This window comes from Vibrio sp. R10-SG-ISO4 (genome assembly GCF_059834135.1).
Window position 1 is genome coordinate 112016 of the sequence record NZ_JCBDHJ010000001.1, and the last position, 23181, is coordinate 135196.

Here is a 23181-nt window from a genome sequence, read left to right on the forward strand (position 1 = left end):
CAGACGTCTGATGTCCTCGCTCAATTCCTACGCCAGCATTATCTGGTTCAGGTCTACGGGTCCCGAGCAAAGCTCGATCTCAGCGTCATTCAGTGAATGAATAGCTCCCCGATGAGGTTCGGCTTGATTGTAATAGGTCTGCCATACAATAGCCATACTTGCGTGACGGCCCACCAAGACACAATCACGAATCGTTACGTTGATCATAGCCCCAGCGCGCCACCAAGGATTGCTCGATGCCGAGGTGATCCAAAATGCGCGCGACCATAAAATCAATAAGATCGTCTATCGATTTAGGTTGGTGATAAAAACCGGGCGCGGCCGGCATAATAGTGACGCCCATCTGCGAGAGCTTGTGCATGTTCTCAAGGTGCAAGGTTGAGAAAGGCGTTTCTCGAACCACCAGCAGCAATTGACCACACTCTTTCATCACCACATCAGCGGCGCGTTCAATCAAATTATCGGACATACCATGAGCAATCGCTGCCACACTGCCCGCCGAACAAGGGCAAACCACCATCTGCTTGGGCGCCGCTGAGCCAGAGGCCACGGGCGAGAACCAGTCCTCTTTGCCGCACACCACTAATTTAGCCGGATCGCAGCTGAGATGGGCGACCAAGGCTTGCTTGGCGCTGTCTGGGTTGGCAGGCAGTTTTAATCCGTGTTCGGTGGCCAACACCACTCGCGCCGCCGATGAAACCAGCAGGTAAACCTGATAATCCGCGGCCAATAAGCACTGCAACAAACGCAGCCCATAAGGCGCGCCTGAGGCTCCGGTAAAAGCGAGGGTGATGGATTTTTCAGCCATTGTGCGTATCTCTTATTATTGGGCTAATTGCGCTAACAGTTTGTCGTGAATTCCGCCAAACCCGCCGTTACTCATCACAAGAATCTGATCGCCGGGGCGAGCATGCCTAGCGATGCTGCGCACCAAGTCGTCGATGTCGTCAGAGACATAAGCGGGTTGCGCGCACTGCTCGGCAATCTCACTCACCGACCAAGTAATTGACTCAGGCTGAAAGAGGAACACTTCATCTGCCGCCTGCAATGAGGCCGCAAGCGTTTCTTTGTGCACCCCGCGTTTCATGGTTGCACTACGCGGCTCCAACACCGCAAGGATTCGGGATTGACCCACCTTGTTACGTAAGCCGCCCAATGTCAGTTCAATCGCCGTTGGATGATGAGCAAAGTCGTCATACACAGTGATGTCATTGACCTGCCCTTTTAACTCCAAGCGGCGTTTGGTATTAATAAAGCGCCCTAACGCCTCACAAGCGTGATCCGGAGTGACCCCCACATGACGCGCCGCCGCGATGGCCATCAACGCATTGCTGACGTTGTGATCGCCGACTAAATTCCACGTCACTCGACCCACTATTTCTCCCGCCAATAAGACATCAAAGACACTGCCATCTTGGGCCTGTTTTTGCGCTTGCCAGCCAGATTCGCACCCTGTGTACTCTTGTTCGCTCCAGCAGCCACGGGCAATAACGTCTTGCAGCGCCTGGTCTGATTGAGGAGTAAACATCCGACCATTGCCCGGTACGGTTCTCACTAGATGGTGAAATTGGCGCTTAATCGCTTCCAGATCATCGAAGATGTCTGCATGATCGAACTCAAGGTTATTCATGACCAAGGTACGTGGATGGTAATGAACGAACTTAGAACGCTTATCGAAAAAAGCGCTGTCGTATTCATCAGCTTCAACTATGAAAAACGGGCTGTTGCCCAACCTTGCCGACAAACCAAAGTTGCCAAGCACGCCGCCCACGAGAAAACCGGGTTCATAACCACAATCTTCCAGAATCCAAGCGAGCATACTGGATGTGGTGGTTTTGCCGTGCGTTCCCGCGACCGCCAGTACCCATCGGTCATGCAGCAGAAACTCTTGCAGCCACTGCGGGCCGGAGGTGTAACGCAGGTTGCTATCAAGCACATGCTCGACACACGGGTTACCACGGCTCATCGCATTACCGATCACCACCAAATCGGGCGCCGGATTTAACTGCGCAGGATCAAACCCTTCTATAATTTCAATACCTTGCGATTCAAGTAGCGTGCTCATGGGCGGGTACACATTGGCGTCACTGCCGGTGACTTTGTGCCCCAATTGACGCGCTAAAATTGCCGCTCCTCCCATAAAGGTGCCACAAATTCCCAAGATATGAATATGCATAGAGTGATCCTGAAAAGGCTAATTTGAAGTGCTCATTATGGCGATAATGGCTTGAAAAGCGAACCTCTTTGTCCTTGGGATGTGAAATCTTGGCACAATCGAGCAAAGTTTGTTCAAGATGAAAAACCGTGAAAATATTTGAATAATTACCAAAAAAATTGAGAGGTCAGACAGTTAGTTCGTTACCAATAATAAGATCATGGTTTTACAATTGCTCAAGGCAAAAACAAAAGCTCACGCATAGCTTCGTCCCTCTTGCGCCCGAATAATAAAATGGCAAGAGGTTGCCCAACTCCCCCCAAACTTATGCGATTTTAAGGAATAAACATGTCTGGAATGCGCACCCTTGGCGAGTTCATTGTTGAAAAACAGACGGACTTCCCCCACGCTAGCGGTGATCTATCATCCCTACTGTCGTCGATTCGCCTTGCGGCTAAAATCGTCAACCGCGAAATAAACGCGGCTGGCCTTGGTGATATCACCGGTGCCGTTGGTAGTGAGAACATTCAGGGCGAAGCCCAACAAAAACTGGATGTTTACGCGAACGAGAAGTTCAAAGCAGCACTTGAAGCACGCGATCAAGTGTGTGGCGTAGCAAGTGAAGAAGAAGATGAGGCGGTCGCGTTCAATAAAGAACTGAACAAAAACGCCAAATACGTGGTATTGATGGATCCACTCGATGGCTCCTCTAACATCGATGTTAACGTCTCTGTCGGAACGATTTTCTCTATCTATCGCCGCGTCTCTCCTATCGGTACCCCACCGACAGAAGAAGACTTCCTTCAACCAGGCAACAAGCAAGTCGCGGCCGGTTATGTGATTTACGGTTCATCAACCATGCTTGTCTACACCACAGGCAATGGCGTCAATGGCTTTACCTACGATCCATCGATCGGTACGTTCTGCTTGTCTCATGAGAATATGATGGTGCCAGAAGATGGCCGGATCTACTCAATTAACGAAGGTAACTACTTCCGTTTCCCAATGGGCGTGAAAAAGTACATCAAATTCTGCCAAGAAAACGAACCGAATGACGGTCGCCCGTACACGTCTCGCTACATTGGCTCTTTGGTGTCGGACTTCCACCGTAACCTACTGAAAGGAGGCATTTACCTGTACCCAAGCACGCAAAGCCACCCGAACGGCAAACTGCGTCTTCTTTATGAGTGCAACCCAATGGCGTTCATTATTGAGCAGGCGGGCGGTATTGCCTCAGACGGTGAGAAACGCATCATGGATATTGAACCCACAGAGCTGCACCAACGTGTGCCTTTCTTTGTTGGCTCAAAAAACATGGTCAAGAAAGTCGAATCTTTCCTCGCAGAATACAAAGACCAATAAGGCTCAGCTATTCTCTTCAAGGCGCTCACTGAGCGCCTTGTTTTTTATGAACTTCCATCGCTTCCCCAGTCGCTGCGCTTCACAATCGGTGTTTTCTTGACCAAGCTCTCATCGTCCGTCATTTACAAAAAACCAAGTTTAGCGGTAAGGTATTTGCCTACATATCGACCAATAACAAGGAAGCTTGCCCATGAGTCTTAATCACGTCCCTGCAGGGAAATCACTCCCGGATGACATTTATGTCGTCATCGAAATTCCGGCCAATGCCGATCCGATCAAGTACGAGGTCGACAAAGATTCTGGCGCGGTATTTGTGGACCGCTTTATGTCCGCGCCTATGTTCTATCCATGTAACTATGGCTATGTGAATCACACACTCTCTTTAGATGGTGACCCGGTTGATGTCCTAGTGCCGACCCCTTATCCCTTGATGCCAGGTAGTGTGATTCGCTGTCGCCCTGTCGGTGTATTGAAAATGACCGATGAATCAGGTGAAGATGCCAAAGTGCTCGCCGTGCCGCACAGTAAAATCTCCAAAGAGTACGAGCACATCCAAGATGTCGGTGATATTCCTGATCTGCTCAAAGCGCAAATTACCCACTTTTTTGAGCGCTACAAAGAGCTCGAAAGCGGCAAATGGGTCAAAGTGGAGGGCTGGGAAGACGTCGCTGCCGCGCGCCAAGAGATTCTGGAGTCGTTTGAGCGCGCGAGTAAGTAATCCTCACCCAACCACCGTGACTCATTAAATAACAGAAAACGGCCAGAGCAGTGACACTCTGGCCGTTTTCTTTATCGGTATTCAACCATTAAAAACCCGAACCTGCCGTGGAATTACGCCCTGATACATAGTCTTGCTGGAAGAAGGGGTCAAGACGGTCGCACACCCCATAATAGGGTTTGCCCCTCACACCAAGCATGTAGGCGTTTTGCTGACAATATTGGCCGCGACCTTGCTCATATCCGGCCAAATAGGCGGCATAACGGTCGTCGTTCAAATGGCCAGCTTGATCCGCTTTGGCTAACTTAGATTGCGACAAGTTCAGTAAGCCGTTTTCACCGCGATCAACACCGAACTGATACCAATCTTGATCGACGTTAGACGTTGGCGTAGTGACAGTGGTACAGCCTGTGAGTAACAGGGCGACGAACGCCCCGACGGGTGTGATGGTACGTTTCAGCGCTAACATAGGACTCTCCTTATTGAACGCTTGTTCTCACCATAAAATGGCGCTAGACGCGCTGGCACCAATCGCCCGATGCAATCAACACATCCAATTGGCTGACATCTTGGTAGAGGTAAATCCAAGCCTGACCAAACGGCGTATCGATGTGCTCTCTGCGATACTCTACCGGCACATCTTCTAGTTCATCTATACGTGCGAGCGTGACATCATCGATCAAATAGACTTCACCTGAGATCGAATCATGTCCTTCAATCACCGCCGGATAGGGCCCCAAATCATACAGCGCATAAAAGGGCGGTGTATCAAAGTGACCCAAACACTGCGAGCCAGCTAAAAAATCTTGGTTCGACTCCCCTTTGCGCAAGGTGCCATAAACAAACAATAGATGTTGCATTGCCCGCCCCTATTTCCTTTCTCTGTCTGAGTGTGTCTCAACGTCGGCTCTGTGTTAGAGTCACTATTAATCAAACTCAAATTGATAGAGCAGATCCACAGCGCTACTCACACCAGAGACCGCCTCTAAATAAAGATCCTGCATTAAGCGGTAACGCACCGTAAACTCGCCCACCGAGTCAAAAATGCCGACCCCATATTTAACCTGCAAGCCAGGGAGAATATAACCACTCACCGTGACCTGAGAGTCATCACCCGAGCCCGCGGTATCCAACTGCAGATCCTGAACGCCAAAGGCTTCGCCAATTTCGCCCACCACTTTGCCGCTTTTCGCTAGGCTCAAACCAATGAGTGTGGTGGTCATCGCGTTGCCGCCTGCTTCGCCATCAATGTCTTGACCACGCAATAGATAGGATAGCGCATTCGCTTGCGGCATGGCGGGGTCAGAGAAGATGGTGACCGATGGCTCATCGGCCGGTCCAGTCACTTTGACCCCGGCCGTCACGTCGTCTTGGGTGTTATCGGGATTTCGAATCGCGGTGATCTGCACATAGGGCTGATCCACTGGCCCATTCATCAAAATCTTACCTTCACTGATGATCAAATCTTGACCAAAGGAGCGATACGAACCATCGACAATGTTGATTTCACCTTGGACAAACGGACCTTTGTCTTTTTGCGCCACATTCAAGTTACCTTTCAGTCCGCCTTCAAGCCCAAACGCCACTAGCTTGAAGTCATCGCCAATGCTGATATTAATATTGGTTTCGAGATTAAACGGCACTTCGGTGGCGTTCTCAACAGGTTGGAGATCTTTATCAAGTAACACTTGATCGTCTGAGACGCCAATGGCACTCGGCGGTAGCTCTTCGACGATAATACGCCCCCAAGGCAGATGAATGCTTCCATCCACGCGCGCCAATTTAGGCGAGGCCGATATCGTCATATCCGGCTGCACTTTCAGCGCCACCATAGGCGGCACATTGACCAGCAGCTCTTCAGCGTACACTCGCAGTTGCGCGTTCCAGTTACTTAGCTCACGCCACTCGGCTTCACCGGAGAGTTCCAAATCGCCATCTGGCGTGGTCAATTTTGCCGCGAGCAGCGCATCATAACCGTTGAGTTCGAGGCTCACTCGACCTGAATCCACTTCTACCGGAGAGAGCTCCCCTTTCAGCGACATCTTATCGATCAGCAGTTGCCCCTCGACTTTCGGTTGCGTTACCGCACCGCTGATGGCGAGATCGGTACTGATGGTCGATTTTAGCTCACTAAAATCGCCGATTAATGGCGCAAGAAAATCAATGTGGAACGGAGTTAACGCGAGCTTGGCGTCGATCTTGGGGTTGGCGTCCAATACGTTAGGGAGACTCACTTGGCCAGAAAGGTCGCCATTGTCGCGCACATCAATCAGCCAGTCGGCATCCAAACGGTTATTTGCTAGCGCGGCCTCCAGTGTCACCGCATGCCACGCCAAGGTGACATTTTCTTCGAGCTTTTGCGTCACTTGACCGGCAGGCATCGACACCGAGGCTTTTACTTCAGGCGGTGTCTCTGGCGACCATTTCGCCCACACATTAGCATTCACTTCAGCTTTGAGCTGAGTGGTGGGTGGGATAAAGGCATGCAGTTGATTGACATTAAACTGCGACAAAGAGAGCGCGGCTTCACCGCTTTCCCCCACTTGAATATCCTCATCCAAACACAACGCGGAATCCGACTGCAGCCAACAGTGCGCCGCAACCATCACTTGGTTACGCTCAGCGTCAAAGCCCAGTGCGGTGGTGTCAGCCAGCATCCATTCGCCCTGCAGGGTGGAGAACGATACCTCTTCTAGTTCGCCCTGCCACTTCAGCTGCGGCTCTAACGTCAATGCACCACGCAAGTCGATATGGCTCGTCACCAACTCAGATAGCAGATCTAAGCTGAGCTTATGTTGCTGTTGCGAGCCAGAAAAGGTCAGTGCGACACTCTCAATCTGCTCGCCTTGAACCGTCGCCTGCTTAACGTTCAATTGTAGAGCGCCTTGCGGCACAGGCAGTGGGGTCACCTTGCCCTTGATGCTCGCGCTGCCAATATGCGATAAGGTTTGCCAGGCTAATCGGTTGGCGTTGATGTCTAGCCCTAAGGTTGGCTCAGTCATCGCTCCGCTCAGCGCCACTTGCCCCAGAATCTGACCTTTGAGATCAGGCACTGTTTTTGAAAGTTGTGGCAAGGTCAATGTCAGTAACATATCCCACTGCTTATCCAACTCGCCCTGTGCGGCAATCTTGTTAGGGCCATGAGAGAGCACTAAGCCCGACGTTTTAGCGCGAACATTGCCATCTCCTGCCGCGTCCGACGCCTCGATATCACCAGCAATATTAAGCGGATAGCCACGCAATAGACCATCAATGTTGAGGTCGGTGCGTTCCACACGCCAACCGCCTTGGGCCGTCAGACCGCCTGCGGTTTCAAGCGTGCCACTGATGTCACCTTCCGCTTGAGGCCACTGCAAACCCGGTTGGATATGGCTAAGGGCTAAGTTAGCGCCCCAACTCACTTGCTCTTGCCACCCCGCACGCAGTGAACCTTCAACTTCACCGCCTAACGTTTTGAGCAGAAAATCAGTCAATTCAATCTGACCTATATCCCCCTGCCCTTTAAGCGCCAGGTCGAGCTCTGGAATGCTTTCTCCGCTCAACACCCCTTGCAGATTGAGGTGAAAACCTTGCAACGAGCCCTGGGCAGAAAACTCTGGCAACACCACACGATAATCCGACTCCCCGCTGAGCGGCCAGCTGGCATCAACATCACGCAGGTGAAGCTCAAACGGTAAATCGGGATCTAAGCTCGCTAAATGCGCTTCAATTTGGCCCAGTGCCAAACCCGATAACTCGGCGTCCAATGCCAAGTCACGCACACTGCCTTCAAGGTTAAGCGCAATAACTTGGCCATTAGCAATCGGGTCTTTCACCATAGCGTCAAGTGAAGCACTCAGCGGATAATCACCTTTTAAGGTGACATCGGCGCGTAAGTTGGCTTCTCCTTGTGGCATATCAAGCTCCAGCGTTGCCACCTGTATCCGCGATCCACGAGCGGTCGCTGAAAGCCCTAGGTGGTTGACCACCAGCGGTGTCTCTTGCTCTAGCCTAAAGTCGTTGATGTCTAAGCGAGAAAGTTGGATTTGCAGCGGCAGGGTAATGTCCGACAAGACGATCGGTGAGGAGGCGTCACTGTCTGGCGCGGCGCTTTGAGCCTGTGGTGCTTGAGGATCACTCGGCGCCAATGCCACGCGAGTACCATCAAGCTGCGTTTTGCTCAACACCAGTCGGTTGCCTTGGAAGCTTATTCCAGACGAGAAACGCTGCCACGCGATCTGGTTGCCCAAAATATCCAGATTGATATTGGACAGCGCAATACGGCTGATTTGAATGGGCACAGGCGCGGTGATCGCCGTCAGTGGCTCCCCCTCTTCCTCTGCGGAGGCAGACTCATCACTGCTCGGCAGCGTCGGCATGTGAAAGTCCAATCCATCCATCGCTATCTCATCAATACAGACCGACGGTTCAGTAAAACAGTTTGGATTGATCGCTAAAGTGAGTTTGTTGGCGGCAACATCAAGGGATAAATCCTCATCCACATAACGCACTTGATGGAGACTAAAGCGCGGAAAGAGAGCCCCACTGTGCCCTTCGATCGTTAACTGCGGCACAAACGCATTCGCCGCCCAAACCAAGACATTGAGCCCAGGATTGGTAAACAGGATGACCCCGACAAGCACCAGCAGCGCAGTAAGTAGCCCTGTCGTCAGTACCGTTAGCCATTTTGTCCAAGTGAGAATGCGCTTTTTCATAGATCAGGCCCCAGAGTAAAGTGGACACGGAACTCATCACCCGGATCCGCATCCAATCCCCAAGCAAAATCCAGTCTCACAGGCCCAACCGGAGACGCCCAGCGAACTCCAAAACCCGTCCCTCGTTTGAAATCGGGTGTGTCATTAAACGCATCACCGTAGTCGAAAAACAGCGCGCCCCACCAGTTGCCGTGCACGCGATATTGATACTCTAAAGTGGAGGTAGCAATGTACTTGGCACCGGTCAGGGCGCCACTTTCATCCACCGGAGAGACCGACTCATACCCGTAGCCGCGCAGATTATTGTCACCACCGGCAAAGAAACGCAGTGACGGCGATAGCTTGTCAAACTCTTCGGCGATGTTCGCCCCGCCATCAACACGTAAAATACCGCGATGGTTCTGGCCAATGCCACGAATCCAGGTGGTGCCGCCCATAATGCGCGTCACACGCGTTTCGGAAATCACGCTCGGGTCGCCATACTCTATGGTGACGCTTTGTCTGTCCCCCCACATCGGCATAGTGCCGCCACGAACACGACTGCGTGAGAAGGAGATACCCGGTAGAAGGAAGTGTCCGGTATCGTCTTGCAAGCCTTGCTCGTAACTTTCGAGCAAATAGCGAACATACACGGTTCGGTGCCAGCCGCTGTCAAGCACCCAATGGCGTTCAACAGATAAGTTGGACTCGAGACTTTGCGTGTCCCGCTGGTCGAGGTTTTTCATCCCATACTGAATGCGGTAGTACTCATTGAGCGCGTCTTGCAGCGGTATTTTATAGCCTGCGGTGATGGTCTGCTCTGGAATCGACAAAGAGAAACTGCTGTCAAAGCTGTGGCCCTTATCGTTCACCCAAGGCTTTTTCCATTTGAGCGTGCCACGCACGCCCACATCGGTCGAGTAGCCAATACCCGTCTCGATTTGATTGCGCGCTTGTGGGGCGAGTGACACTTTCATCGGCAGCTCACGAGTTTGACCTAGGTAACTCAGATCAGGCTCGACAAACACCGATGAAAACCAATCAGTATTGGAGAGATTTTGGTTGTATTCCCCCACTTTGGAGACCAAATAGGGCTCGCCCTCTTCATAGGGGGATAAGGACACCACACGGTCCTCGCGGATTTGGCTGCCGCTAATGGTATTTCGACCAAACGCATAGCGCATACCGCTGTCGTAGTAGAGGCGAATAAAGGCTTGATTCAACTCAGGTGCAATCTCTAGGCGGCTGACTTGATAATCGCCTTCAAAGTAGCCTTTGCGCAGCGCTAAATTGCGAATCCCAGATTTCAGCGCGTCGTATTGGCTGTGATTGAGCCTAGCACCTTCGACCAAACCGCTTTGGGCAATCAAGGCACTGAAGTCGGCATCATTGGCCGCTTCACCGGCGATTTGGACATCGACTTTCTCAATCAAGATTGGCTCGCCGGGCTGCACCGTAACGCTCAGCTCTGTGCTCTCTTTTCCGACTTGAAACGTAAACTCTGGGTGATAATAACCAAGCGCATTCAACGCTTCGGTGATGGTGCGCTCGAGACGAGCTTGAAAACGAAGACCGGTACTGTATTCCTTTTCGGGGATCGAGGATAAATACGCCTCGACGTTATCTTCTAACTCGCCGTCCAAACCAAGAATCGACAAAGAGACCTCTTGCGCGAGTGCCCCTGTAGAGAGAAAGAGCGTTAACAGTGCTGGTAAAGAGGTTCTTATCATGCTTAATTAGGTACCCAAACGTAATGACCAAAATAATAGCGCCAGTGAATTCATAAGTCTGTACGAAAACAGCAGATGAGCGGCTCTATTTTCAAATAACTGACAAAGGACAATTCAATGGCAGGCAAACAGACCATGATCGACCCCAATCTTGCCCTACCCGGTCGAGAAACACCAATGGTCATCAACCCCACTCACTTCGTCAATCAATCCAATATGACCGCACCAGCGCCACAAGGTTGCGAGGAAGTCTTGATCGGCATGGGATGTTTCTGGGGCGCCGAACGCCTGTTTTGGCAACTTGATGGCGTGATCACCACCTCGGTCGGCTACTCCGGTGGTTTTACTCCCAACCCCACTTACGATGAAGTGTGTACCGGCAACACTGGCCACACTGAAGTGGTACGCGTAGTGTTTGATCCTAGCCGCTTAAGCTTTGACGCCTTATTGGAGAAATTCTGGGAGCGTCACGACCCGACTCAAGGCATGCGTCAAGGCAATGATATCGGCACTCAGTATCGCTCGGCACTCTACCTATTTAGCGATGAACAATACCAAACCGCCATTGCATCTAAAGCGCGTTACGAAGCGTTGCTCGGCGATCAGTTTGGCGCCATTACCACCGACATTTTACCCGCGGGTACCTACTATCTCGCCGAGGAGTACCACCAGCAATATTTAGCCAAAAACCCAGACGGCTATTGTGGACTAGGTGGAACGGGCGTCTGCTTTATCTAAGCGGCGAATTTTGCCTCATTCACATTTTCAAGGGTAGGAATAAGGACAATTCCTACCCTTTGTCTATTTAGGGTATATACTTTTTCCGCAACCATAAAAGGAAGAACATAATGAAAAACAAAACCCTACTCGCTCTCATGCTGGCTTGCTCTCCAGCGCTCTCCTTTGCGCACAACCTGACGGTTGGCCAAGCCGTACCCGCGGTGGACGTCAGCAGTCACGGTGAAATTTTGCTTGATGGTGACCAAACCCGCTTTGCCCCTTGGTCATCGACTGACCTGGTGGGCAAGGTCAGAGTGATCCAAGCGATCGCGGGTCGTAGCAGCGCCAAAGAGATGAACGCCCCACTGATGGCGGCCATTACGGCGGCAAAATTTCCAGAGGATCAGTATCAAACGACCTCAATCATTAACCAAGATGATGCGATTTGGGGGACGGGCTCTTTCGTCAAATCCTCGGCTGAAGACAGCAAGCTGTCCTTTCCTTGGTCTTCCATGGTGTTAGATGAAGAAGGGGCAGTGGCCAACGCATGGGCACTGGCAGAGAAATCGTCGGCGATCATAGTGCAAGACAAGCAAGGCCAAGTACTGTTTGTCAAAGAAGGCACTCTCTCTGAGACTGAGATTGAGACGGTACTCAATCTTGTGCGTGACAATCTGTAATACAGTTTCGATTGTTCGGCTGACAGGAGTTGTTATATTATAACAGCTCCTGTTTGCTTTTGATGATGTGCCGATAATGCGATTGTTCTTCTCGACGCCACACCGAACTCTGATCGTGTTCACCACGATCTTGCTGACCTTATGGCTCAGCTTCGCGTCTGTGGAACACGCCTTAGATCATCACCCTGATCACCACACCCATCATCAATGCGAGCTGTTTCTCGCTTTGCATCACGGCATCATGGCCGCGCTGCTTATCGTTGTCCTGTTACCCAGCCGCTTTTCGGTATTGACGGCGCTGCCTCGTTACTCTCGTCAACTCGGCACCTTTGCGTACCTAGCTCGCTCGCCACCCACCTTAGGTTCATGCACCTTTTAACGCCCGATGTTGGGCAAACCTTTAATGAATCATCACAGGAATTAACATGAACACATTCACACCAATCGCACTGGGTATGACGCTTGCTTTCTCAACCACCACCTTTGCCGAAGAGACATTTCGTCAGCACGATGCCCACGTCCATGGTCAAGTGGAGTTTAACATTGCCCAAGATGGCAAAGAGCTATTGATCGAAATCACCGCTCCCGGCGCCGATGTCGTCGGTTTTGAACACGCACCAAGCACCGATGAGCAAAAAGAGACACTAAGCCGCGCCGTCACCACACTCAACGATGCAAGCACCATTTTCACGCTGGCCTCACAGGCCAACTGTCGCCTTGAGCATCGCTCTGTCTCTCATACACTCGGTGAAGAGGGGCACGATGACCACGATCATGATTCACACGATCACGACAGCCATGACCACGATAAGCATGATCATGACTCTCACGACCACGACAGCCATGACCATGATAAGCACGATCATGACTCACACGACCACGACAGCCATGACCACGATAAACACGATCATGACTCACACGATCACGACAGCCATGACCATGATAAGCACGATCATGACTCACACGATCACGAGTCGCACGGTGGTCACGGTGAATTCACCATCGAGTACCACTATGAGTGTGAAAGCATTCAAGCGCTTAATAGCATCGACACGCAATGGTTTAACCACTTCCCATCAACGGAAGCGATCAGCGTGAACCTATTGACCGATCAAACGCAAGCCGCATTGAAACTCGGTCAAGGTCAAACTCGTATTGCATTTTAATCGTTGATGTTTAAGCATTAACCCTCATTCGCGGCCCAACTGTTGGGCCGCCTTCAAGCTCAAGGACTCTTCATGGCGACAAAAGAAGCGCATCCCGTTGTCGAGTTAAACCAAGTAAGTTACACCTGGCCTGGCAACAGTGAGCCAACATTAGTCATCCCGTCGTTAACCGTGAATCGCGGCGAACATCTGTTTATCAAAGGCCCAAGTGGCTGCGGGAAATCAACACTGCTTGGCTTACTCACTGGCATCAATAGCACCTCAAATGGTCAAGTTCGAGTTCTTGGCCATGAGCTGTCTGCCCTTTCAGGCAGTGCTCGTGACCGTTTTCGCGCCGACCAAATAGGCTACATCTTCCAGCAGTTCAATTTGCTGCCCTATTTGAGCGTATTGGAAAATGTCATGCTGCCGTGCCAGTTTTCAGCGCTAAGACGCAGCCAAGTAACCCCATCATTGCAAGAGAACGCCAAACAGCTATTGGATAAATTACGTCTGCCACAGGCACTGATCAATAAACCTGTGGTGGAACTGAGTATTGGTCAGCAGCAACGCGTCGCAGCCGCTAGAGCCTTGATCGGTCAGCCACAAATTATTATTGCCGATGAGCCGACCTCTGCGCTCGATTACAACAACCGCAGCGCTTTTATTGAACTGTTGCTTGAGCAAGTCAACCAAGCCAACTCTACCCTGCTGTTTGTGAGTCATGACCCGACCTTAGAAGCGCAATTTGATCGCACGCTCGACTTACAACAGATCAATCAAGCAGGAGCCCAGGTATGACCCCGACTCTCAGCCTTGCGTTTAAAAGTGTACGCAACCGAAAAATGACGGCCATCTTGACCATTTTGACCGTGGCCATTTCCGTCGTGCTGCTACTGGGTGTCGAGCGAATTCGAACCCAAGCCAAATCCAGCTTTGCCAATACCATTTCAGGCACAGATTTGATTGTTGGTGGACGCTCTGGGCAGGTCAATCTGCTGCTCTACTCCGTGTTTCGAATTGGCAACGCGACCAATAATATCGATTGGCAAAGTTACAAAGAATTTAGCCAACATCGCGCGGTCGACTGGGCCATTCCTATCTCGCTAGGTGACTCGCACCGAGGTTTTCGCGTGATGGGCACCAACCACAGCTATTTTGAACACTATCGATACGGACAAAAGCAGCCGCTGGTCATCAAGCAAGGGCGCGAGTTTGAATCTTTACTGGAAGCGGTGATTGGCGCCGATGTGGCCAAAGAACTGGGCTATAAAGTCGGTGAAGAGATCATCATTGCGCATGGCATTAGTGATGTGGCGTTTAACCGTCATGAGAATGCCCCTTTTACTGTCGTCGGTATTTTAGCGCCCACCGGCACACCCGTAGACAAAACGGTGCATGTCTCGCTAGAGGCGATTGAAGCCATTCATGTGGGGTGGGAAAGCGGCGCCAATATGGGCAACAACCCAGACGCGGATCAGTTGGCCAGCATGGACTTCCAGCCGAAACAAATCACTGCGATGCTGATCGGGCTAAAGTCTAAAATTCAGACCTTCAGCTTGCAGCGTGCCATCAACACCTACCCGAAAGAGCCGCTCAGCGCGATCATGCCGGGGATCGCTCTGCATGAGTTGTGGAGCATGATGTCAGTCGCCGAGCAAGCGCTGATGGCCGTCTCTGGCTTTGTGGTGGTCGCCGGGTTATTGGGGATGCTGTCGAGCCTGTTAACCAGCCTACAAGAGCGCCGCCGAGAGATGGCGATTCTCCGCGCGATGGGCGCAAGACCGCGCCATGTCTTTAGTTTGCTGATTTTAGAAGCCAGTACGCTGACCTTCATCGGCATCTTAACCGGCACCGCTTTCTTGTATCTCGCGCTCGCCATTGCCGCGCCGATTATCCAACAAAGCTATGGCATCAACCTACAAATGCAGATATTGTCCCAGTATGAACTGATGCTACTTGGTGCTGTTCAACTGGCGGGAACCGTCATTGGCTTTATTCCCGCGTTGCGCGCCTACAGGCAATCTCTCAGTGATGGAATGACAATTAGAGTGTAATTATGACCAAAATAGTTTCTATATTTATGCTGGCAATAAGCATGGTAATGACCAGCTTTTTCAGCCACGCCTCGGAGCCATTAACCTTAGAGTGGATCGATCTCGTACCAGAGAATGAACGCAACCAGTTTGACTCATTCGGCATGCCGGATCCGAACGTAGACCACTCAGGTGGCACGATGGAGCAATCAAAGATTGGTGGCGTGCGCCAAGATCTTAACGGCAGCACAGTGCGAATCCCTGGCTTTGTCATTCCTTTAGAAGGAGATGCAGAGAAGGTCACCGAATTCTTGCTTGTACCTTACTTTGGTGCCTGTATTCACGTACCGCCACCGCCACCAAACCAGATCATTTACGTGAAGTTCCCTCAAGGGGCACCAGTGCAACAGCTGTGGGACGTGATTTATGTGGTCGGTACGCTCAAGACAGAAACCATGAGTCATGAGTTGGCCGAAACGGGTTACCTGATTGAAGGCACCGCGATTACTGAGTACGACGATCAGTAACCCCTCGAATCCATTAACAATAAAGCAACCTGTTAAACGCCCAGCTTAGGTCAGATATCGAGAGAGATACGCTAGGATCCCGAGATAAGTCAGGAGTAAAAAGGCGATTAGCAGGTGCTTTTTCAGTTTTTCATCACTTGAAAACTTCATAAAGCCCTCCAAAACAATAGCAACAATTTTAACAACTTATTATCATTCGTGATAGTGATATTTTTATAATCTTATTCGGATAAGCATCACACTCTATGGCGGGTAGCATCCGGCATCGCTGTGCAATATGATTTAATAACGATATGACTGCTAAGGAATATCATCATGTCTGAGCCAAATAAGCCGGTTGTGATTGAGCACGACGCTACCCACACCGATAAGCAAGAAAAAAAGTCCAGCTACGTCAAAGACAGCGCCAGCCGTATCCTCACCATCGCCCAGCAATATGGGTTGGATGCCATGCTGCAAGCGCAAACACCGGAAAAAACGGCACTCGAACGCGCTTTGTTGCGCGAGCGTAAACGCAAAGAGCTCAGACAGAAAAACCTTGAGCAGATCCTAAAGCTTGCTCACACCTCATGTAAGAACGAAACCGCAGGCGATCCTGACCAAGATTGGTTGTATCGATTCTTCGATATGGCGCAAGAGGTGCACAACAGCGCTATGCAACGTTTGTGGGCTCAGGTGCTGAAGCGTGAAGTCACCAACCCTGGCTCCACGTCGATGAAAGCCCTAAAAGTGCTGCAAGATATGACGCCCAAAGAGGCGCAGATCTTACAACGCGCATCCTCACTGGCGTGCAGTTTTGGCGGAGACAACAGCCGCAAGCTCTTGATCGGTTACCGCGCCCAAGGGGGCATTTTTAGTTTTGGCAAGCGAAATACCACCAACAACATCAATGTCGGCAACTTCCAACTCCCCTATTCGAGTTTATTGGTATTGTTTGAACTGGGGCTAATGCACTCAGCAGAGCTCGAATCGGGCGAGATTGAGCTCGACTCACCACTGGCGTTGACCTACCAAGGCAAACAACTCTTGTTGCAAGCGCACAGCAAAGGCGTGAGACTGCTCTACTACCGTTTTAGCCCTACCGGCAACGAGCTGTGCAAACTGCTAGGGAATAAGCCCAATACCCAGTATTACGATCAGCTGTTGGCGCTCCTCAATCAGAAATTTAGCGCCAATACCGACGCGTCAAACTCCTCGATTCACCACACGGTGTAGTGGCCGACAAACAAAATCAAACGACAAAAAAACGCCAGCGACATCGCTGGCGTTTTCATACTTGGCGGTCAACAGCCGATCATTACGCTTTCAGTGCTTTGAACGCGTTGATCAAGCCATTGGTCGAGCTATCGTGAGAGCTCACTGGCGCGTCATCGCCGAGTTCAGGTAGGATCTGGTTCGCCAACTGTTTACCGAGCTCCACCCCCCATTGGTCGAAGCTGAAGATGTTCCAAATCACGCCTTGAACAAAGATCTTGTGCTCGTACATCGCAATCAATTGACCCAATGTGCGTGGAGTGATCTGCTTAACCAAGATGGAGTTCGTTGGGCGGTTACCTTCAAACACTTTGAATGGCACCAGGGCTTCCACTTCCTGCTCCGTTTTGCCTGCCGCCAAGAACTCCGCTTTCACTGTCTCTGCAGATTTACCAAACGCAAGTGCTTCAGTCTGAGCAAAGAAGTTCGACATCAATTTCTGATGGTGATCACCGGTTGGGTTGTGGCTCAACGCTGGCGCAATGAAGTCCGATGGGATCAACTTAGTGCCTTGGTGAATCAACTGGTAGAACGCGTGCTGACCATTGGTTCCTGGCTCACCCCAAATGATAGGGCCCGTTTGGTAAGTCACAGCATCACCGTTGCGATCGACAAACTTACCGTTGGATTCCATGTTACCTTGCTGGAAGTACGCCGCGAAGCGGTGCATATACTGATCGTATGGCAAGATCGCTTCCGACTCTGCGCCGTGGAAGTTGTTGTACCAAATACCGATCAACGCCATGATCACTGGAATGTTGCTCTCAAGCTCTGTCGACTTGAAGTGGTTGTCCATCTCATGAGCACCGGTCAGTAGCTCGATGAAGTTGTCGTAGCCGACACCCAATACAATCGACAAACCGATCGCAGACCACAGTGAGTAACGACCGCCGACCCAATCCCAGAACTCAAACATGTTGTCGGTATCAATACCGAACTCAGACACCGCGCTAGCGTTAGTCGACAAGGCCGCAAAGTGCTTAGCTACGTGCGCTTCATCACCCGCTGATGCTAAGAACCAATCACGAGCAGAGTGCGCATTGGTCATGGTTTCTTGCGTGGTGAAGGTTTTCGATGCCACAAGGAAGAGTGTGGTTTCTGGGTTTACTTTCTTCAACGTTTCAGCGATGTGGGTGCCATCAACGTTAGAGACAAAGTGCATGTTGAGGTGTGTTTTGTACGGCGCGAGCGCTTCAGTCACCATGTATGGACCTAGGTCAGAGCCGCCGATACCAATGTTCACGACATCGGTGATGGCTTTGCCTGTGTAGCCTTTCCACTCACCGCCAATCACACGCTCAGAGAACGATTTCATCTTCTCTAGAACCGCGTTCACCGCTGGCATCACATCTTCACCATTGACCATAATTGGCGTGTTGCTGCGATTACGCAACGCCACGTGCAGAACGCTGCGGCCTTCAGTTTGGTTGATGGTGTCACCACTGAACATGGCCTCAATCGCGGACGCCAGATCCGTTTCTTGTGCCAAAGCAAACAGGTGCTTTAACGTCTCTTCATTGATGAGGTTTTTTGAGTAGTCGACAAGCATATCGTCGCCAAAGCGAGTAGAAAATTTGTCAAAGCGCGCTGGGTCTTGTGCGAAGAGCGCTTTAAGATCCATATCTTGCGCGGATTCAAAATGTGCAGTGAGTGCTTTCCAAGCGGATGTCTGCGTTGGATTGATAGTTTTCAACATGGTCGTTATCCCGATGTTACAGTCCGTTTTTATTCCATTCAGTCTAGCGAAAACTGGTGGAATCCCCGAATTTGAAAATGAAGAATAATTGTAATTTTTTTTCAGTTGCTCATTATGACCTAGGGTACCCTCACTCTCTTTGAGTTAGGTCACGTTACCCGCTTCAAAACCGAGCAACTGCGTCGTTGCACGTGGAATAATAGCATTGATTTTGGTGATGCTGCACCGTTAATCACTGCACTAACCCTAAGCAATGTTGCCAGCGGGTTTGTCTAGATAAGGAGTCTTTATGTGGTCTCAGGCCCAAGTACAATTGCGCGCGAAACCGCGCGGGTTTCATCTCATTACCGATGAAATTGAGCAACAATTGCCACAAATTCAATCGATTTCTGTCGGTTTATTACAGCTATTCATCCAACATACGTCCGCAAGTCTTACCCTCAATGAGAACGCCGATCCTACCGTGCGCAGCGATATGGAAGCGCACTTTAATCACTTTGTGCCACAAAACGCGCCTTACTACCGTCATACTTATGAAGGTGATGATGATATGCCCGCGCACATTAAAGCATCGATTCTCGGCGCCAGTGTCATGATTCCGATTCGACAAGGTCGATTAGCACTGGGCACATGGCAGGGGATTTATCTGGGTGAACACCGAGACAACGGTGGGACACGAACCATTATGGCCACCCTACAAGGAGAGTAGAGCCCATCGGTGTGATTAGAACGGCTGATTGATCATCACGCGAAACGTGCCTTCTTCCGCTCCTTTCGCGATTTCGGCGCGAACGACCACGCCTTCGACCTGAAGCCTCACTGCTCCGCCAAGGTTCCACTGCATATCTGAGTGGAGTGTGGCTAAATCAAAATCATCAGCCACACGACCAGCTTCGGCAAACAGTACCCACTGCCACCAAGGCAGATCGTAATAATTAAGAACGGGCACACTCTCTAGCGGCTGCCAATCGGGTAAGACACGATACTCTATCGAGTAGTGCAGCGCCGAGCGACCGTGATACCGCCCTGCGGTAAAGCCTCGTAGGCGATATAAACCGCCAAGTCGCGCCTGAAGTTGCTCTGGCGGTCTCGCACAACCCTCACAGGCATCCCAGGTCGGCGTGTCTGCGGCATAGACATCAAACGCCAGCACTTGCTGATCAAACCAACTGCCCAAAGGGCCAAGGGCAACATACTGGCTGTTCTGCGCTTCCCACTTTATCCAGCTATCGCTAAGGCGCTGCTCTGTGCCCATGCTGACCGTGAACGCCGAGTGTGAGCCTTTGGTTGGGTTGCGGACACTGTCTCTATTATCCCAATCTAGGCTCACCTCAACGCCAGTGGCTTTCTCTGCTTGCGTGTAGACATCCAATTGACGCTCTGAGTAAAACGGCGTCACGCTGATGGAAGTGACGCCAGAGTCGTAAGGTGAGGCGGTGCTGACCGGACGTGACGGCGCAAACACACCACTCATGCCTTGCTGTGAAACCAGCCCCCAAGGGAGCAAATATTTAAACTCGAATTGGTAGTTCTGCTCATCACCGTTGGTGATGGTGCTGCCCCCCGTAGGCGACGCATTGCTACCCTGCTCTCCAAGGTAATAAGGGTTGTCATTAAAGCGCGCTTGGTACATCTGCGTACTGACCAGCCAATGAGAGGAGAGTGCGTAATTGAACGCCGCAACATAACCAAGATAACTGGCTTTATCAGAGTACAACCCCATGCCAAAGAGCACGGTTTGCGGTTGCCCTACGCCTTTCGCCACCCCAGCAACACCGAAGGTATTACCGAGCGTTTCGGTACTAAAATAAAAGGGCAGAAACGCAGAATCTTTCTCGCCACTGTGGCAAAAGGTAGCGATAAAAAAGCTGGCCACTAGGGCCAGCATTCGCAGTTTATTCATAGCTTTGCAGAGACTTCTGGTAATCCATCTCAACACGCGAAGTGAGCTTAGTCACCAGTTCATAGGCGATGGTGCCAATGTGGGACGCCACCTCTTCGGAGGGTAAATCTTGCCCCCAAAGAATCGCTTCATCACCCACTTTGTCTTGTGCGTCACCGCCAAGATCGACCGTTAGCATATCCATCGACACTCTACCGACAATCGGCACTCTGCGACCATTGACCAGCACAGGGGTGCCATTGGGCGCGGTTCTTGGGTAGCCATCGCCGTAACCAATCGCAATCACGCCGACTTTGGTGTCTTGCGCGCAAGTCCATGTGCCGCCGTAACCGACCTTTTCCCCTTGCTTCACATCTCGAACCGCAATGAGGTGAGATTTTAACGTCATCACTGGCTGATAGCCGAGATCCGCCGCACTTTGATCATTAAATGGCGACACGCCATACATGATGATGCCGGGTCTTACCCACTCTAACTGGCTCTCTGGCCAAGCCAGTAAACCCGCAGACGCGGCGAGAGAACGCTCACCTTCACAACCTTGCGTCAAAGAGAGAAACAGCTCGGTTTGCTCTTGCGTGGTGCTGCTTTCGAGCTCATCAGCGCAGCCAAAATGACTCATGTAACGCAGCGGCTTCGCCACATTCGGGCAGCGCTTCAAACGGGCAACAAACGTTTCGTATTGCTCTGGCCTGACACCTAAGCGATGCATACCGCTGTCGACTTTCAGCCAAACCACAACAGGAGTATCCAACTCGGCATCTTCTAATGCTTGAAGCTGCTCTTCACAGTGCACCACCGTTTGGATGTTGTTGGTGACTAATACAGGTAAATCCCCTGGTGAATAAAAGCCTTCGAGAAGGAGGATAGGTTTCACCACACCACAAGCGCGAAGCCCCAGCGCCTCTTCAATGCGCGCGACGCCAAACGCGTCCGCACCTTCAGCGTGCTTGGCAACGTGACGAAGTCCATGCCCGTATCCGTTCGCTTTCACCACGGCCATGATTTTGCTGCTCGGCGCTTGGTGTTTAATGCGAGCCAAATTGTGTTTCAGCGCATCCAAATTAATCGATGCGGTTGCCGCTTTCATGTAACTCATCGATTATTCATCATCCATATCAAACGCAGGACCCGCGTAATTGTCAAAGCGCGACCATTGACCTTGGAAGGTCAGTCGCACTGAACCAATCGGACCGTTACGCTGCTTACCCAAGATAATCTCTGCGGTCCCTTTCATCGGGCTATCTGGGTTGTACACCTCGTCACGGTAGATGAACATGATCAAGTCGGCGTCCTGCTCGATAGAGCCCGATTCACGCAGATCCGAGTTCACCGGACGTTTATCGGCTCGTTGCTCCAACGAACGGTTCAACTGAGACAGCGCCACCACAGGCACATTGAGCTCTTTAGCCAACGCTTTCAATGAGCGAGAAATCTCTGCAATTTCCAACGTCCGGTTATCCGACATCGCAGGGACGCGCATGAGCTGAAGGTAGTCGACCATGATCATCGACAGACCGCCATGATCGCGAGCCACACGACGAGCGCGCGAGCGCACTTCCGTCGGTGTCAAACCTGAGCTGTCATCGATGTACATGTTCTTCTTCTCCATGAGAATCCCCATGGTCGATGAGATACGCGCCCAGTCTTCATCATCCAACTGACCGGTACGAATTTTCGTTTGATCAACACGCGACAACGAGGCGAGCATACGCATCATGATCTGTTCCGCGGGCATCTCAAGAGAGAAGATCAGCACGGGCTTGTCTTGTTCCATCGCCGCGGTCTCACATAAGTTCATCGCAAAGGTGGTTTTACCCATCGATGGACGCGCTGCGACAATGACCAAATCAGAACCCTGTAGACCCGCGGTTTTCTTGTTGAGATCCGTAAAGCCCGTGTTGACGCCAGTCACCCCGTCTTGCGGCGTTTTGTACAACAGTTCGATACGTTCGAGGGTTTTTTCTAGAATGTTGTCGACGTTTTGCGGACCTTCATTCTCATTGGTGCGGGACTCGGCAATGGCAAATACTTTACTCTCAGCCAAGTCGAGCAGATCTTCTGAGCTGCGTCCTTGTGGATCGTAGCCGGCATCGGCAATCTCATTGGCAACACCGATCAAGTCGCGAACCAGTGCGCGCTCAGCCACAATGTCTGCGTACGCATTGATGTTCGCCGCACTCGGGGTGTTTTTGACTAAGTCCGCCAGATAAGCAAAGCCGCCTACTTCATCAAGCTGTTCGCGCTGCTCTAAAAATTCTGACAAGGTGATGAGATCAAGTGGCTTGTTGTCTTCCAAAATGGCTTGTACCGCTTGAAACACTAAACGGTGAGGTCGACTGTAGAAATCTTTGGCGACCACACGCTCAGAGACGGTATCCCAACGCTCGTTATCCAACAGCAAGCCACCAATGACCGACTGCTCGGCTTCTAATGAGTGCGGTGGGACTTTGATGGCATCGACTTGGGCGTCTCGTGGTTTAAGGTTCCGATTCTCTACTTTGCTCTGGGCCATGATTTCACTCAACAACTTGTTCCTGACCGGACATTATAACGAGAATCATCGCTATGTCTCCCGTTTCAAG

At 51.2% G+C, this 23181-nt stretch carries 21 protein-coding genes and 1 riboswitch; of the genes, 11 read left to right on the forward strand and 10 right to left on the reverse strand.

Features of this window, described 5'->3' with window-relative positions; translation table 11 throughout:
* Positions 1-7: 7 nt before the first annotated feature.
* Positions 8-121, reverse strand: a riboswitch (TPP riboswitch).
* Positions 122-184: 63 nt separating this feature from the next.
* Both AC6R03_RS00485 and mpl read right to left on the reverse strand, forming a co-directional pair.
* A complete protein-coding gene (locus AC6R03_RS00485) occupies positions 185-808 on the reverse strand; it encodes a flavin prenyltransferase UbiX (RefSeq protein WP_500631191.1) in 624 nt (207 codons plus the stop codon).
* Positions 809-823: 15 nt separating this feature from the next.
* Complete coding sequence (gene mpl / locus AC6R03_RS00490) at positions 824-2176, reverse strand: UDP-N-acetylmuramate:L-alanyl-gamma-D-glutamyl-meso-diaminopimelate ligase (protein ID WP_500631190.1); 1353 nt, start codon at positions 2174-2176, stop codon at positions 824-826.
* Between the two features lie 327 nt (positions 2177-2503).
* Between mpl and fbp the strand changes: the two genes are divergently transcribed.
* Complete coding sequence (gene fbp, locus AC6R03_RS00495) at positions 2504-3517, forward strand: class 1 fructose-bisphosphatase (RefSeq protein ID WP_334555012.1); 1014 nt, start codon at positions 2504-2506, stop codon at positions 3515-3517.
* A 190-nt stretch (positions 3518-3707) separates the two neighbouring features.
* Positions 3708-4235, forward strand: coding sequence for an inorganic diphosphatase (gene ppa, locus AC6R03_RS00500; RefSeq protein ID WP_500631189.1), 528 nt, complete (start codon positions 3708-3710; stop codon positions 4233-4235).
* 88 nt (positions 4236-4323) lie between these two features.
* Here the strand turns inward: ppa and AC6R03_RS00505 are convergent, their stop codons facing one another.
* From AC6R03_RS00505 to tamA, 4 genes are all read right to left on the reverse strand, one after another.
* A complete protein-coding gene (locus tag AC6R03_RS00505; RefSeq protein ID WP_500631188.1) occupies positions 4324-4704 on the reverse strand; it encodes a DUF2799 domain-containing protein in 381 nt (126 codons plus the stop codon).
* A 43-nt stretch (positions 4705-4747) separates the two neighbouring features.
* Positions 4748-5095, reverse strand: a complete 348-nt coding sequence (locus AC6R03_RS00510; protein ID WP_500631187.1) for a gamma-glutamylcyclotransferase family protein — start codon at positions 5093-5095, stop codon at positions 4748-4750.
* Positions 5096-5161: 66 nt separating this feature from the next.
* Positions 5162-8929 (reverse strand): autotransporter assembly complex protein TamB, encoded by a 3768-nt coding sequence (gene tamB / locus AC6R03_RS00515; protein ID WP_500631186.1) that lies wholly within the window; start codon positions 8927-8929, stop codon positions 5162-5164.
* Entirely contained in the window at positions 8926-10638 is a 1713-nt protein-coding gene (gene tamA / locus AC6R03_RS00520; RefSeq protein ID WP_500631185.1) for an autotransporter assembly complex protein TamA, read from the reverse strand. The genes tamB and tamA overlap by 4 nt, the downstream gene beginning before the upstream one ends.
* Before the next feature lie 117 nt (positions 10639-10755).
* Between tamA and msrA the strand changes: the two genes are divergently transcribed.
* From msrA to AC6R03_RS00560, 8 genes are all read left to right on the forward strand, one after another.
* Positions 10756-11376, forward strand: coding sequence for a peptide-methionine (S)-S-oxide reductase MsrA (gene msrA, locus AC6R03_RS00525; protein ID WP_500631184.1), 621 nt, complete (start codon positions 10756-10758; stop codon positions 11374-11376).
* A gap of 110 nt (positions 11377-11486) precedes the next feature.
* A complete protein-coding gene (locus AC6R03_RS00530) occupies positions 11487-12038 on the forward strand; it encodes a YtfJ family protein (RefSeq protein ID WP_500631183.1) in 552 nt (183 codons plus the stop codon).
* Positions 12039-12114: 76 nt separating this feature from the next.
* Entirely contained in the window at positions 12115-12417 is a 303-nt protein-coding gene (locus tag AC6R03_RS00535) for a DUF2607 family protein (RefSeq protein ID WP_500631182.1), read from the forward strand.
* A gap of 46 nt (positions 12418-12463) precedes the next feature.
* Positions 12464-13204, forward strand: a complete 741-nt coding sequence (gene zrgA / locus AC6R03_RS00540) for a zinc uptake protein ZrgA (RefSeq protein ID WP_500631181.1) — start codon at positions 12464-12466, stop codon at positions 13202-13204.
* Positions 13205-13276: 72 nt separating this feature from the next.
* Positions 13277-13984 carry an ABC transporter ATP-binding protein gene (locus AC6R03_RS00545; RefSeq protein ID WP_500631180.1) on the forward strand — a complete coding sequence of 236 codons (708 nt, stop codon included), beginning with the start codon at positions 13277-13279 and terminating at the stop codon, positions 13982-13984.
* Positions 13981-15240 carry an ABC transporter permease gene (locus tag AC6R03_RS00550; RefSeq protein ID WP_500631179.1) on the forward strand — a complete coding sequence of 420 codons (1260 nt, stop codon included), beginning with the start codon at positions 13981-13983 and terminating at the stop codon, positions 15238-15240. Before AC6R03_RS00545 ends, AC6R03_RS00550 begins: the two co-directional genes overlap by 4 nt.
* Before the next feature lie 2 nt (positions 15241-15242).
* Complete coding sequence (locus AC6R03_RS00555; protein ID WP_500631178.1) at positions 15243-15746, forward strand: DUF3299 domain-containing protein; 504 nt, start codon at positions 15243-15245, stop codon at positions 15744-15746.
* Positions 15747-16061: 315 nt separating this feature from the next.
* The gene (locus AC6R03_RS00560; RefSeq protein WP_500630528.1) at positions 16062-16961 is read left to right on the forward strand and encodes a TIGR03899 family protein; all 900 of its coding nucleotides are present in this window, start codon (positions 16062-16064) and stop codon (positions 16959-16961) included.
* Between the two features lie 82 nt (positions 16962-17043).
* Here the strand turns inward: AC6R03_RS00560 and pgi are convergent, their stop codons facing one another.
* Positions 17044-18696, reverse strand: a complete 1653-nt coding sequence (pgi, locus tag AC6R03_RS00565; protein WP_334554997.1) for a glucose-6-phosphate isomerase — start codon at positions 18694-18696, stop codon at positions 17044-17046.
* Positions 18697-18985: 289 nt separating this feature from the next.
* Between pgi and AC6R03_RS00570 the strand changes: the two genes are divergently transcribed.
* Complete coding sequence (locus tag AC6R03_RS00570; protein ID WP_500625642.1) at positions 18986-19405, forward strand: secondary thiamine-phosphate synthase enzyme YjbQ; 420 nt, start codon at positions 18986-18988, stop codon at positions 19403-19405.
* Between the two features lie 15 nt (positions 19406-19420).
* Here AC6R03_RS00570 and AC6R03_RS00575 read toward each other — a convergent pair whose 3' ends face one another.
* The 3 genes from AC6R03_RS00575 to AC6R03_RS00585 are packed head-to-tail and all read right to left on the reverse strand — an operon-like array spanning position 19421 to position 23111.
* Entirely contained in the window at positions 19421-20599 is a 1179-nt protein-coding gene (locus AC6R03_RS00575; protein WP_500630527.1) for a BamA/TamA family outer membrane protein, read from the reverse strand.
* Entirely contained in the window at positions 20592-21686 is a 1095-nt protein-coding gene (gene alr / locus AC6R03_RS00580; RefSeq protein ID WP_487901822.1) for an alanine racemase, read from the reverse strand. Before alr ends, AC6R03_RS00575 begins: the two co-directional genes overlap by 8 nt.
* A 12-nt stretch (positions 21687-21698) precedes the next feature.
* Complete coding sequence (locus AC6R03_RS00585; protein ID WP_500625640.1) at positions 21699-23111, reverse strand: replicative DNA helicase; 1413 nt, start codon at positions 23109-23111, stop codon at positions 21699-21701.
* Positions 23112-23181 lie beyond the last annotated feature (70 nt).

Coding starts and splice junctions, on each gene's coding strand:
- pgi (WP_334554997.1), bottom strand. CDS start 18,696: ATGTTGAAAACTATCAATCCAACGCAGACATCCGCTTGGAAAGCACTC.
- AC6R03_RS00560 (WP_500630528.1), top strand. CDS start 16,062: ATGTCTGAGCCAAATAAGCCGGTTGTGATTGAGCACGACGCTACCCAC.
- tamB (WP_500631186.1), bottom strand. CDS start 8,929: ATGAAAAAGCGCATTCTCACTTGGACAAAATGGCTAACGGTACTGACG.
- AC6R03_RS00555 (WP_500631178.1), top strand. CDS start 15,243: ATGACCAAAATAGTTTCTATATTTATGCTGGCAATAAGCATGGTAATG.
- AC6R03_RS00550 (WP_500631179.1), top strand. CDS start 13,981: ATGACCCCGACTCTCAGCCTTGCGTTTAAAAGTGTACGCAACCGAAAA.
- msrA (WP_500631184.1), top strand. CDS start 10,756: ATGGCAGGCAAACAGACCATGATCGACCCCAATCTTGCCCTACCCGGT.
- zrgA (WP_500631181.1), top strand. CDS start 12,464: ATGAACACATTCACACCAATCGCACTGGGTATGACGCTTGCTTTCTCA.
- AC6R03_RS00570 (WP_500625642.1), top strand. CDS start 18,986: ATGTGGTCTCAGGCCCAAGTACAATTGCGCGCGAAACCGCGCGGGTTT.
- AC6R03_RS00485 (WP_500631191.1), bottom strand. CDS start 808: ATGGCTGAAAAATCCATCACCCTCGCTTTTACCGGAGCCTCAGGCGCG.
- fbp (WP_334555012.1), top strand. CDS start 2,504: ATGTCTGGAATGCGCACCCTTGGCGAGTTCATTGTTGAAAAACAGACG.
- alr (WP_487901822.1), bottom strand. CDS start 21,686: ATGAAAGCGGCAACCGCATCGATTAATTTGGATGCGCTGAAACACAAT.
- AC6R03_RS00535 (WP_500631182.1), top strand. CDS start 12,115: ATGCGATTGTTCTTCTCGACGCCACACCGAACTCTGATCGTGTTCACC.
- mpl (WP_500631190.1), bottom strand. CDS start 2,176: ATGCATATTCATATCTTGGGAATTTGTGGCACCTTTATGGGAGGAGCG.
- AC6R03_RS00545 (WP_500631180.1), top strand. CDS start 13,277: ATGGCGACAAAAGAAGCGCATCCCGTTGTCGAGTTAAACCAAGTAAGT.
- tamA (WP_500631185.1), bottom strand. CDS start 10,638: ATGATAAGAACCTCTTTACCAGCACTGTTAACGCTCTTTCTCTCTACA.
- AC6R03_RS00510 (WP_500631187.1), bottom strand. CDS start 5,095: ATGCAACATCTATTGTTTGTTTATGGCACCTTGCGCAAAGGGGAGTCG.
- AC6R03_RS00575 (WP_500630527.1), bottom strand. CDS start 20,599: ATGAATAAACTGCGAATGCTGGCCCTAGTGGCCAGCTTTTTTATCGCT.
- AC6R03_RS00585 (WP_500625640.1), bottom strand. CDS start 23,111: ATGGCCCAGAGCAAAGTAGAGAATCGGAACCTTAAACCACGAGACGCC.
- AC6R03_RS00505 (WP_500631188.1), bottom strand. CDS start 4,704: ATGTTAGCGCTGAAACGTACCATCACACCCGTCGGGGCGTTCGTCGCC.
- AC6R03_RS00530 (WP_500631183.1), top strand. CDS start 11,487: ATGAAAAACAAAACCCTACTCGCTCTCATGCTGGCTTGCTCTCCAGCG.
- ppa (WP_500631189.1), top strand. CDS start 3,708: ATGAGTCTTAATCACGTCCCTGCAGGGAAATCACTCCCGGATGACATT.